This is a genomic window from uncultured Rummeliibacillus sp., assembly GCF_934216135.1.
Classification (GTDB): domain Bacteria; phylum Bacillota; class Bacilli; order Bacillales_A; family Planococcaceae; genus Rummeliibacillus.
The window spans coordinates 26,457-38,422 of record NZ_CAKQBI010000029.1 but is presented as its reverse complement, the minus strand read 5'-3'; the positions used below and the strand labels follow the sequence as shown (position 1 = coordinate 38,422).

Annotated in this window: 15 protein-coding genes and 1 pseudogene; 2 read left to right on the top strand and 14 right to left on the bottom strand. The window is 34.6% G+C overall.

What is annotated here, in order from left to right; genetic code table 11:
- Window positions 1-114: 114 nt before the first annotated feature.
- The 5 genes and pseudogenes from Q0977_RS15000 to Q0977_RS14980 all read right to left on the bottom strand — a co-directional run.
- A pseudogene (locus Q0977_RS15000) lies at window positions 115-315 on the bottom strand (DNA/RNA non-specific endonuclease); the annotation flags it as partial.
- 53 nt (window positions 316-368) lie between these two features.
- On the bottom strand, window positions 369-935 hold the full coding sequence (locus Q0977_RS14995; RefSeq protein ID WP_119415225.1) for an imm11 family protein: 567 nt from the start codon (window positions 933-935) through the stop codon (window positions 369-371).
- 13 nt (window positions 936-948) lie between these two features.
- Window positions 949-2,556, bottom strand: coding sequence for a T7SS effector LXG polymorphic toxin (locus tag Q0977_RS14990; protein ID WP_299515428.1), 1,608 nt, complete (start codon window positions 2,554-2,556; stop codon window positions 949-951).
- Between the two features lie 46 nt (window positions 2,557-2,602).
- Window positions 2,603-2,881 carry a YwqI/YxiC family protein gene (locus Q0977_RS14985; RefSeq protein ID WP_124218080.1) on the bottom strand — a complete coding sequence of 93 codons (279 nt, stop codon included), beginning with the start codon at window positions 2,879-2,881 and terminating at the stop codon, window positions 2,603-2,605.
- Between the two features lie 30 nt (window positions 2,882-2,911).
- Window positions 2,912-3,271 (bottom strand): DUF5082 domain-containing protein, encoded by a 360-nt coding sequence (locus Q0977_RS14980; RefSeq protein ID WP_124218081.1) that lies wholly within the window; start codon window positions 3,269-3,271, stop codon window positions 2,912-2,914.
- A gap of 979 nt (window positions 3,272-4,250) precedes the next feature.
- Between Q0977_RS14980 and Q0977_RS14975 the strand changes: the two genes are divergently transcribed.
- Window positions 4,251-5,105, top strand: a complete 855-nt coding sequence (locus tag Q0977_RS14975) for a class I SAM-dependent methyltransferase (RefSeq protein ID WP_119415233.1) — start codon at window positions 4,251-4,253, stop codon at window positions 5,103-5,105.
- A 224-nt stretch (window positions 5,106-5,329) separates the two neighbouring features.
- Here the strand turns inward: Q0977_RS14975 and Q0977_RS14970 are convergent, their stop codons facing one another.
- From Q0977_RS14970 to Q0977_RS14945, 6 genes are all read right to left on the bottom strand, one after another.
- Complete coding sequence (locus Q0977_RS14970; protein ID WP_299515421.1) at window positions 5,330-5,767, bottom strand: cell wall hydrolase; 438 nt, start codon at window positions 5,765-5,767, stop codon at window positions 5,330-5,332.
- Window positions 5,768-5,897: 130 nt separating this feature from the next.
- Window positions 5,898-6,074 (bottom strand): hypothetical protein, encoded by a 177-nt coding sequence (locus Q0977_RS14965; RefSeq protein ID WP_299515420.1) that lies wholly within the window; start codon window positions 6,072-6,074, stop codon window positions 5,898-5,900.
- 120 nt (window positions 6,075-6,194) lie between these two features.
- Window positions 6,195-6,605 (bottom strand): hypothetical protein, encoded by a 411-nt coding sequence (locus Q0977_RS14960; RefSeq protein WP_299515418.1) that lies wholly within the window; start codon window positions 6,603-6,605, stop codon window positions 6,195-6,197.
- Window positions 6,606-6,670: 65 nt separating this feature from the next.
- Entirely contained in the window at window positions 6,671-7,087 is a 417-nt protein-coding gene (locus tag Q0977_RS14955) for a GNAT family N-acetyltransferase (protein WP_299515416.1), read from the bottom strand.
- On the bottom strand, window positions 7,088-7,561 hold the full coding sequence (locus Q0977_RS14950; protein WP_299515414.1) for an SAM-dependent methyltransferase: 474 nt from the start codon (window positions 7,559-7,561) through the stop codon (window positions 7,088-7,090).
- A 369-nt stretch (window positions 7,562-7,930) separates the two neighbouring features.
- Window positions 7,931-8,584 carry a hypothetical protein gene (locus Q0977_RS14945; RefSeq protein ID WP_299515412.1) on the bottom strand — a complete coding sequence of 218 codons (654 nt, stop codon included), beginning with the start codon at window positions 8,582-8,584 and terminating at the stop codon, window positions 7,931-7,933.
- Window positions 8,585-9,307: 723 nt separating this feature from the next.
- On the opposite strand from Q0977_RS14945, the gene Q0977_RS14940 reads away from it, so the two are divergent.
- A complete protein-coding gene (locus tag Q0977_RS14940) occupies window positions 9,308-10,261 on the top strand; it encodes a bile acid:sodium symporter family protein (protein WP_299515410.1) in 954 nt (317 codons plus the stop codon).
- 261 nt (window positions 10,262-10,522) lie between these two features.
- Here Q0977_RS14940 and Q0977_RS14935 read toward each other — a convergent pair whose 3' ends face one another.
- The 3 genes from Q0977_RS14935 to Q0977_RS14925 form a co-directional block, all read right to left on the bottom strand.
- Window positions 10,523-10,822, bottom strand: coding sequence for a hypothetical protein (locus tag Q0977_RS14935; protein ID WP_299515408.1), 300 nt, complete (start codon window positions 10,820-10,822; stop codon window positions 10,523-10,525).
- Window positions 10,823-10,930: 108 nt separating this feature from the next.
- Entirely contained in the window at window positions 10,931-11,155 is a 225-nt protein-coding gene (locus Q0977_RS14930) for a hypothetical protein (protein WP_299515406.1), read from the bottom strand.
- A gap of 204 nt (window positions 11,156-11,359) precedes the next feature.
- Window positions 11,360-11,803 (bottom strand): NUDIX hydrolase, encoded by a 444-nt coding sequence (locus tag Q0977_RS14925; RefSeq protein ID WP_299515404.1) that lies wholly within the window; start codon window positions 11,801-11,803, stop codon window positions 11,360-11,362.
- Window positions 11,804-11,966 lie beyond the last annotated feature (163 nt).

The following is an 11,966-nucleotide window of genomic DNA, read 5'->3' as shown; positions in this document are numbered from 1 at the left end:
GTTTACACAATCATAAATTCAAACATAAAAAGAAAAAGCCCCTAACCTCTTGAGAAATTAAGGACTTGATCTGTAGTCTATTTTCTGAATTGTTTCAGTGCCTGGTACCTAAAACTAATAAATAGGCTCAATTTTAACTTCCACTGTTTTCCCTACTTCTAAAGCCTTTTTCCAAGTAGTCTCTATAGCTTTGTACTCTTTTCTATTCAGAGTAGCATTCATTGGTACTAAGTTGTCAATATCACCAGAACCTTTAAAAATGCTAGCTATCAAATGCCCACCATTATCATTTGGTAATCTATCTTTTCCGCCAACAGTTCTTTGAGCATATTAATTGTCTCGGTGCCTGGTACCTAAACCTTAATAGTTTAGATAGCTTTAATTTCGTAAAATTCCAAACCTGTTAATTCATTATTTTCAATTTCTCTTTTAAATATTTCTGAAACGAAAATAGGAATTTCCTGTCTAGTTCCCAATTTGAAAACATCACTATTTTCTACTTTATTTTCATAAATTGCATATTTTCGTATATTATATATTGTCCCAACACTTTTAGTCTGTATTTCATGGTAATCTGACTCTTCTAAACAAAGCGCATCAACCACTTTAAGAATATTAGCAATATAATATTCTTCTAAACTATCTCCACTTTTCAGCTCAATAATGTCAACTGGAAAATACTCAATTTTAGTATTTAAGTTCTCCATAATAGTTTTCAATCTTCTAGATACCACAAACCATCCCATATCATTTGCAAGATAGTCAGTAAGCACATCTCCCTCACTTTTATCATAGTAAAACTTAAAACTTCCATCCCATCTATCAAAGGTTTTTCCAATTTTAAATTCGTATTGTTGAATACCTAAATCATCCTTATAATGACATACTATATCGTTTTCGCCTGAAACTTCTATGCTTATCTTATAAAATTTCATCCATATCCCCTACCTATTTTTTCTTTAACCAATACTCTTTGTAAAGCATATCTGGATTTTCCCTAACTTCACTCTTTAACCCTTCAAATAACTCTAAAAAAATTTCCTTATTTCCACGTGCAATAGCATCATATTCATTTATCCTGTCTAACACATATTCATGGTATGCATTCGGATGTCTTCCTTGATGGGGTAATAATTCTTTATTCCAAGTATCGTCTAACTCCAAGCCATACTTTTTAGTCACATTTTCTAACTGGTGAGTATACGTTTTACTTTTATTAGTTGCATAGTGGTGTTTTTGTAAAGGTTTACCACCACTCTTACTTTCCACCTTCGCCATAGAAAGCAACTGATCTTTCACCCTAGCACCATTCACCACATTGTAAGGCACAACACTTGCATTGGCATAGGCTAATTGATTCCTAGGGGCATACGGCAATAACTCGAAACCAGAAATTGCACCTTTTACTTTGCTGGCGCCGGCTTTAGTAACGACTTTCGTTGTTGCCATTCCGGTCTTTGATACGGCGCCCAACCCTTTTGTTCCTAATACGGATAATCCGACACTTCCTAATGCATAAGAGAACCATTCCGCACGGGATTTGGCGTCTCCGTTGATCACATCTCGTTCATACGAATCACGGATCGCCTTCGAAAAATAATCGAGCGTTTCGATTGGATGCGCAAGTGCGTCGATTGTACTCTCTATGTTTTTTACAGGATGCAAGACGAAATCGAATAGTCCATTTAAGAATTCTTTACCTGCTTTGTAGGCACCGTTTTTAATACCTTCTGCTGTTTCCCACAAGGTGAGGATCCGTTTTTGTTCATCGGTAAGATTTTCTTCACCTAATTCTTTTGCGAGTTTCAAAAATTCTTCTAGGTTAGTTGTATTTGCGAGTTTCTTTTGTAACTCTTCTTTACTGTCTTCTCTAGAACAGGTATTTTCTAAAAGTAATTCATCGATTTGATACTTCTTTACTGTGCCGATTGTATATTTATCTAGTTGTATCTTTCCACTTTTCGTATGGGATTGAATACGATTTATGTAGTTTTGCATTTTCGACACATCGTTGGATAATTCTTCTAAAGCTTTACTTTGATTGTAATCAAATTGATGAATTTTTTCTACCGTATCACGGGCTTGTTTTTTTGCATCATCCACTTCTTCCAAAAAGAATGTATCATGTAATAGTGGTGCAGCTACAATGTCTTGTACGGATTGAATTGTTTGATTTGTTTCATCTGTAAGAATGATTGTATGATTGGCTGTGTTTTGTAGGCTACTTTGTAAATCTTCTGCTAAAAAAGCTTCGACAATCCTCCCATTACTTGCAGACTCAAGCGCTTGCAATTCATTGCCCATAATAGTTAGTTTACTCTCGTAATCTTCTATAAAAGTTTTGTAATGAGAGATAAATGGCAAATGCACTTCTCTATAATAATTTCGCATCGCATCCGCACTTTTTCCTTTAAAAGCATCTTCAAGGGCTAGTATTCCTTGCACCGCGGTTTCGATTGCGTCTATTTCCTTTTGTTTATTTTTTAAAGATTTGAGCGTTTTTTCAATTCCATTCTGTATACCGGCAACATCTAATACCTTAGTAATAATAACCACCTCACTATACATTCAGAAAGATTAGCTTCGTTTGACTTTTCAATCCTTATTTCAACACTTTATAATCTCCTAGTTGATCATCCAATTCGATCATACTTTGTACCACTTGTTGACTAGCTTCCTCATTTTGTATTAATAAAGTTTTATAGGACTCTAACATTTTTTCATATTCTTGATGGAGGACTTTCCACTTTTGTACAGCAGTTAGTACATTATCTTCCCCTACTGCAGAAGGAAGCGAAGTATGAAGCGCATTTGTAGAGGATTTCATCTTCGAAAGTGCTTGGTCAATTACATTTTGCTTGATTTTAATTTCTGTACTCATCAAATAGCGTCTCCTTTTAAGTAAAATTTGTTATTTAGATTTCGCCCTTTCTGCAGCACGAGCCGCTTCAAGACTTCTAATAATCTCTTTTATCGCACTAATTTCACTCTGTAGACTACTCATTTTTTCTGCTATCACCGTGTAAACAGAATTGAATTGTTGTCCATCCAATTCACGGTATTTAGTAAGCATCTGCTCATGACGAGTTTGATCAAACTTAGTAGCTAACACTCCTTGCCAAGTCTTACTAGATAGCGTAGGTTGTGTGATATTACTTTCATACTCGATAAATTCTTGTTGGTGTAAGTGTAGCTGGTTACTACAAGCCTGAAGCCTTCGAAGTTGTTCTTGCTTTTCACGCAAAAGTGCATAGTAATACGCTAAAGACATATGTTCATCACCCCTTTTATAAAAAACAGAAGTCACCCTAAATACAGCGACTTTTACGCATACAAATATGTTAACTTTTAGAAATTATACCATGTAAAAAATATACTATTGAGATTATTTATTCCTAATTATCTTGATGAATAATAGTAGATAAAACCCAAATTTCTTTACTCCAAAGGGACTATAAATGCACATAATTTTGTCGAGATACCTGATTGCTTCTCCTTTTACGCGGCCTAGTTGCTTAGTCAATCTAGTAATCTTGCCGCGGATAATAGGAGTATTTTTCGCTGCCTGAGTACGCTGAAGAGATGACTTAAATCGCTGAGAGAGCGAATACAATTTGTTTTGGAGCGAATAAACAGTCGCCAAGAGCGAATACATTGTTGCTGCACTTATTACTCCTCCTTTTACGCGGCCTTAGTTGCTTAGTCAATCTAGTAATCTTGCCGCGGATAAATAAGAGTATTTTTCGCTACCTGAGTACGCTGGAGAGATGACTTAAATTGCCGAGAGAGCGAATACAATTTGTTTTGGAGCGAATAAATGGCCGGAGAGAGCGAATAAATCAATCGTGGGAGCGAATAAACAGTCGCCAAGAGCGAATACATTGTTGCTGCACCTATTACTCCTCCTTTTACGCGGCCCAGTTGCTTGGTCAATCTAGTAATCTTGCCGCGGATAAATAAGAGTATTTTTCGCTACCTGAGTACGCTGGAGAGATGACTTAAATTGCCGAGAGAGCGAATACAATTTGTTTTGGAGCGAATAAATGGCCGGAGAGAGCGAATAAATCTCTCGTGGGAGCGAATAAACGGGGGCTTAGAGCGAATAATCAGCATTTCTTATGTTTCCTAGGGAAATAATTGTTCTGAATCCAGGTACTCCATCTTTATTCCTTGCAATTAAATACCATTGAACTACAATTATCTTTACAAACAACTAACGAATTCCTGAGTTCGAGAGGAGTAAGAAATGAATGACTAAGCAAACAAATATACCTGATCATACTGCGGTGCGAGTTGCTTTATGGCGAGCTTTGCACCTACAAATAGATGAACAACCACATGTGCTTGAAGACGAGGTAGGACTCAAACTCATTGCACCTGAAGATGATTGGCGCAAGCGACCAGATATGGATCCGAAGTTTACAAGTGGCTTCCGAGCATCCATTGTTGCGCGGGCTCGGTTTATAGAGGATTTAGTTACAGATAAACTTGAACAAGGTATCAAGCAGTACGTTATACTAGGCGCTGGCCTTGACACCTTTGCAGAACGCAGTCCGGAAATCGCATCTCAGATGAATATCTTCGAGGTCGATCAGCCCGAAACACAGAATTGGAAAAGAAAACGTCTGATTGAGACCGGCTTTGGTATTCCTGAATGGTTAAAACTCGTGCCAGTTGATTTTGAAGCAGGTTCATCTTGGTGGCATCAACTGAAAAATACTGGATTCGATGCAAGTCGTCCTGCGGTAGTGGCATCAACCGGTGTCACTCAATACCTTACAAAAGAAGCGATTTTTGCTACACTCCGCCAAGTTGCAACACTTGCTCCTGGCACTACGTTAGCGATGACATTCTTATTACCATTTGATCAAACTGAACCCGACATTAAAAAAGATGCTGAAGAAGCAAAAAAAGGAGCCAAATCGAGTGGCACACCTTTCATTAGCTTTTTCACACCACAAGAAATGATTGATCTTGCTCTCAAAGCCGGTTTCCGAGAAGCAAAACACGTATCGTCTGCTGACCTGAACGAACGCTACTTCGCAGGACGAACAGATAGCCTTTCATTGCCAAGCGGCGAAGAATTCTTACTAGCAACTACTTAGAAAATAATTTATGTATACAAAAACATCAGTAGCATTTGAGCTACTGATGTTTTAATCTTCCGTGAGAAACAATCTCCCCTATTCAGGAAATAAATCCCTTCGTTTTAGAAATAAACATACCTTTTTCGGAAATAAACTGTCCTAATTTGGTAATAAACACCCTGATTTTAGAAATAAATCTCCCTCAGCTTTTACTAAACATACGTGAGAAATCAAATCCCCTATTACGTATAAACCCCTTCACATGTGTCAGGTGCTGGCTCATAGAAACAATGGTTTTTAAATTGCCCCGTAAATGGTTGGCCGTACCATGTATCTGGGCATGGCGCATATGGATTAAAATACCACAGGGCATATTTAGCTGGGTGTTGTCTCCAATAATCGAGTGTCTGTCGTGCTAAATTTTGCTCATTTGTTCTCGCTCTTTGATAGAATGTATTCCCTTTTTGAACGGCTTCAAAAGAGTAATTTCCGCCCTGTACTTGGAAAATGACATCTTCAATTGTTCTCAAATCTTGAAAGTCTAAACAATTGGATACAAGTCGATTCACAATAACATTTCCAACAAATAGCATCCCTAGGTTTCCTTCACCTTCAGCTTCTGCCCTCATCATCCTTGCCATTAGGTCAACATCTGCATCTCGGTATTTCACTCTCGGCATTTTTTCACCCCAATAGTATAGTATGAAAAAAGCCTAAAATGTTGTCATTGTTTGTATAACTAGAATCCTTCGTTCTAATTCATATGTTTAGACAACATTTTAGACTTTGTTCTTTTTGATTATAATGGCATTACTTTTTAGCTATTATAGAAGCAGCTATTGCAGTAAGACCGATTACAATAGCTAACGGGAGTGCTCGTGCAGCTAATGCTTCAGCAATATAATTCAGTTGAAAAATGATTACAAAACTGATTGATGAAATGATCAGTATAGCAAATATAATCCATTTTGTTATTTGTTCAATCATTGTACTTACCTACTTCCTATCAACGCCGTTTTCTAGCCTATCTTTGTGTGTCTCCTTTTGTATTGGAATAGCCGTTAATTTGTCCCTTTTGATTTAAACATCTACTTTTTTACAAACCGTTTATCCTTCCGTTAACTTATAATATTTCCTCTCTTCTCCCTTATATTGAACAATCAACACGTCTTCTCTTTCATTCGTTGAATATATCTTCGTGCCAATAGGGAGTTTGGTGGCCATTTTATTTTTAAATGACGCTTCATTTGAAAAATTGCTTTCAATTTCACCGACTATATCTTTTTTTGTTAAGGATAATTGATCTACCCAATCAATATTTGTTTCGTAAACGGAATCTTCTAACATAAAAAGATCCGAATCTGCATTTTGTTTTAGTACTTCTTCTGCTGTTGGTGCATGAGAGATATGCACAGTCGTTTGCTGCTTGTTTTCACGGCTGAATAAAAAGATACCTGCAACAATTAGAAAGATAGATACTAGAAGGCCAAAAATGGTGATTTTATTTATTTTCATCATTTACATTCCCCTCGTATAAAAGTGGACGTCCATTCAGTTAGTACCGGACAAAATAAAAATTCTTATTATTCTAAATATTCCTTTGACAACTTCTCACTTTGATAGATTGCCATTCCCGTTTTCAGCTTTTTAAACCCAAATTTTTTGTAAAACGTATCGTTTCCGGTTGTTGCAATTAGTTGCACACACGAAATATGTTCTAATTGTTGAAGTAAATTTTCTAATGCCATTCTTGCAACACCTTTATTTTGATAATCTTTATGTACAACTACATCATAAATCGTCGCATTAAATACTCCATCTGATAAAGCTCGAGCAAAACCTATTATCTTTTCGCCTTCCATCACAAATACCTTGTGAGTACTTGCTTCAAACACTTTTTGAATGATGGCTTCATCATGTTTCTTCCAACCGACTGATTGATAAATATGTTTTAATATAGGTAAATCACTAGGCTCTAATTCATGCTTTAGTGTATACATTCAATCTACCGCCTTATCCCAATATTCCTCCATCAATGAAATAGACCAGTCAGGCTGTCTAACTTCTCCCTTTGGCAAAAATTCTTTCATCACTGGTTTTATATCAATAATCGGAGTTCCATCAATCGCATCCAGACCTTTTACAATTATTTTATCTTCCTTAACTTGTAAAAGCTCAACAATTGTAACACCTAATCGATTTGGTCTATTCTTTCCTCTTTGCGCAAAGATGCCTACTTCAGGGAATGCCTTATTGTTTCGTGGGTGCCTTGCTTCAAATTGGATTTGATCATCAGAAACTTTATCGAAATAAAATATAATCTCGAGATGAGAAAAATCATCTAATCCTTTAAGAGCTGCTGGACTTATACTTGAATCAAGTCTGATCGTTGAAATAACAGATCCCCAATCATCATCTTCTATAGCGATTCTAGAATTATGAACAACTGCTATGGGATGAATTGTAAATTGCATGATAATCACCCTTTTTTAGTGGATTTTCTTTCTATATTCATTTTAACTAATAATATCCATTTAAAAAATTAATATTATTTTTTATTTTCTCATAAGTATTTATTATGTTCATCCAGATGCGTTTAGACAAATATGGTTAGACATTCTGTAATTAAGTATATAATATTTAGTTAAATTTTACAAAAAAGGATGACAGAAGCTACTGTTTATCACGTTTATTTGTATCCTGAAAAAAGTAGCTTCTTCTATTTCCGCGGAATATTGTAAAAACTGTATGTAGACAACCCTGAAAATTTAGGAGCCTAACGTAAAAAAAGGCTTAGAGTGAAGTTCTCTAAGCCAAATAAAATCAAAGCTATCTCATAACAATTATAATCTCCGAACTTTCTTACCTGATTTCATGACAATCTTTACACCCATAGCACTGCCACCAGATATGTGTTCCTTTAACTTTGAAACATCTATATTCGACTCAATTTTTTCTGCCTTTCTTTGATTTCCTTTTAACTTCACTTCATACGGACCATTGTTATTCATAATCGTTACAAATTGAAAATCATCATCATATTCTTCATAAAATTCAATACTGAACTTCACATCATTACTACTATAATTTTTAAAAGGAAGCATGCACTCCCCGTGTAACGTTTTCTTATCAATCATATCAAAATTGCAACTACTCATGTCTCTATCATAGGTAACTGCATAAATATCAGTTGCAAACGTTTTTTGATATAAACTAACAAAACTTGAAGGTCCAAAAATAGCAATCAAAACAGCTATTAGGATCGCTCGAATATTATATTTATCAATCGAATTGTTCAAGAGAAATAAGCTTGCAAACAATATAAAAAAGAAGCAAAGCCCTATGTATGAGAATCCACTCTCAGAACGCACTGGAATATTCAAATCTGTTGCAATTGTCTCACCTAAATAGCCATCGTTTGGAAAAGGCAAACTCAATATAAGCAATGTAACAAAAAGAATAATTGCTGTATAGAACATTTTTTTGTTTGTTATCATATGCAGCACATCCCTTATAACATACATATTCTCCTAGCACTACGTTTGTAATAAATGTAAAATTAACCAATATACATTACAATATTCATGAATACCTATAGTTATTACTATTAATAAAACAACAGTCTTCCTAAAGAATAGAGGTGATTTAGCTGCTAATTATAAAAATACTGTTTTCAGCATTGATATTGATTGCTGCAACATACAGTTTAATAACAAAAGACTATACCTATACGCCAATTTCATCCTTATTACTAGGGATTTATTTTGCCGTATTAGCTTTTGAAGAATATAAAACGAAAGGTAAAAATGGTTGGGGCCTATTTTATTTACTCGTTTCAGTACTTATTATTGTCATGGCACTATTTAGCTTCTTCTAAGTTGAGAGTAATCATAAAAAGATTACTCTTTTTTAGTTTTTATATAAAAACTAACATCTAAAATAAAACTAATCGTAAAAAGCAACATGCCAATAAAGATTGAGTACTTAAAAAATAAGTTAGTAAAGATATCTGCTATATAAAATCCATACAAACCAAAAAATACTAATCCTATTAAATCTATGATTTTAGTTATAGACATATCTATTCTCCTATTTCATTTATAAATTAACAACGGATACATTTCTGGTCCCTTGCAAACACTACAGATAAGTTAGATGGTGCAATCCATTTTCTCTTTAAAATATGGTATGCTGAAAAAAACATAAAAGAAGGTCTAAATATGTTAGAAAAAGTAAATCGTTTTCTGCAAAAATACATAGCGATCTTGACACCACTTAGTTTAGTTGTAGGTGTTTTGTTAGAAAATGTGGGGCATCATTTCGTATTTCTTGTTGCTTGGTTATTTGCGTTTATGACGTTTACAAGTAGTTTAAAAATGAAATTTAAAGATGTAAATGTCTTTCGGAAGCATCCTTTATTTATTATATTTACGATCGTATTTTTACATATTTTAATGCCTTTATGGGCGTTTTTCTTATCTACTGTCATATTCGATGACCATTTGTTAACAGTTGGATTTGTTATATCCGTTGCTGTGCCAACAGGTATCACGAGTGTCATTTGGATAAGTATATGTAAAGGAAATTTACCTCTAGGGTTATCGGTCATTTTAATCGATACGCTACTTTCACCATTCATCATGCCTTTATTGTTGTATGTGGTTTCAGGTGAAAAGATTCAATTAGATGTATCTGAACTTATATTAGATTTGATCGTCATGATTGTGTTACCAACCATTTTAGGTATACTCGTCAATGAATTATCAAAAGGTGAAATCCCTAAAAAGATTGGCAAAAAATTAGCGCCGTTTTCAAAAATTGCATTGTTGAGCATTATCATGATTAACAGCAGTGCCATTGCGCCTTTTATAAAAGATTTGAATCTTCACTTAGTAGGCGTTATTCTCTTAGTATTCGCCATCTCTGTATCAGGATATAGCTTCGCTTTACTCATTGGTCGTTTTATTATAAAAAACCATCAACAAACCACAGCTTTGGTATTTACAGGTGGAATGCGTAACATTGCTATTGGAGTTATTGTAGCAACAACATATTTTCCAAGTAAAGTAGCCATGCCCGTCGTATTCGGAATGCTGTTCCAACAAGTGTTAGCATCGCTATTTAGTAAAATTGTTATGAGAAATGCTAGTGATAAAACAGAACAATTGCAATGATTTGCAATCATGAATGCTTCACATGAATATAACTTGTAAACATGTCAATCCCTACGTATACTAGAATTATAAAAAATACCGCCAATGTTGTCGCATCGAACGGTCAAATCGATAGTTGATTCCTTTAAGGGGATTGGCTCTGAAATGGTAAAATAACCCATCCGAGGTCCTAACTCAAGGATGGGTTATTTTTTGTGATTAATGATTCACTTACGTTACGTTCTGAGTTAAGCAAATCATTCCTAGAAACTATCTACCAACTCACAACTTTCTACTTTTCTCCCCCGACCTAATGATAATCGGTACGCTGCCTGTCATTGCTCCACCATCGCTGTGTTTTTTAATCTTTGATACATCAATATCCGCCTCAATTTGTACTACTTTACTCTCTTTTCCTTTGAGTCTTACTTTATATGGACCTTTTTTATTCATTAGTGAAACCTTTGGACCATACTTAGACGGGGATGATTCATAAAATTCAATAGAAAATTGGACATCATTTTTACTGTAATTTTTAAGCGGAAGATCACACTCTCCATGTAAGGTCTCTTCATTTATCATGTCAAAATTGCAACGACTTTCACTATCCTTATAAGAAATCGAATAGATTCCTGTTGCAAATGTTTTTTGATACAAATTTATAACGATTGAAGGGAGAAAACTTAATTACTACAAATCTTTATTCAGTGATTTTACTAAAAAATATAGACTAGCAATTAGTAAAAGGAACGAAGTAATCCCCACATAATTTAATCCATTTAATGTTTTAATAGGTATGTTCAACAAAATAACTGTTTCACGATAAAGAGTTTTATTTGGAAAAGGGATATTTAGTGCAATAGATGCAAAGAAAAATATGATAAACAAATATAAGAACGTTTTATTTTTAAACAATATAAGCTGCCTCCTCCTTTCATAGCTTATTAAGATTTTATTAGCATATAAAATATTTGCACCAATTAATTTTAAAATTGGTATATTTACCTAATAAATTAAACTACTTCAAGTTAGCATACTTCTTCAAAAATTTCAATATTTCATTCCACAAACTATTCTTTTAATAAAATAACTTCCAAGCCACCAACACTTTAAATACTTTCAAATCTCAAACTCAATATCCTCACGATCCGTACCACGAAATTCCACATAAAAAGGATATTTTCTTTCATCTAGACAATACTCAATCCTCTTTCTGAAATTTTTCCAGGTGACCATTTCTAATGCTTTTGGGATTGGGAAGAAACCGACTTCTAGACTTTCCGAGCTGGTAGTTGGCGTACCGCCTATTGCTTTCCCTCTAAATAATGTATTACAGATAGAGCGATCTACATTCTGAAAGACACCGCAAAATTTTGTAATCTCGATATCAATTCCTGATTCTTCTTTTGTTTCTCGGATTGCCGCATCTTTTAGCGACTCCCCTTCTTCCACTTGTCCACCAGGCATTTCCCATCCTCTACGTGGCCCTTTGATCAATAAAATTTCACCTTGATCATTCAATACAATTGTTGCTGCAGAAATAATATGCTTAGGTGTGCTCATAAACATTGCCTCCGTTAGCTCAAACTTTTTACTTCTCATATTAACAATTTTCGACATGTTGTTTTATTATTCCTTCTTAAAGAAAATGTTCCAAATGTTGTTGCTCTTAAACATACAAAAACCTCAGTAGATTGGTAAAATTCCACTAAGGTTTTCTAATATC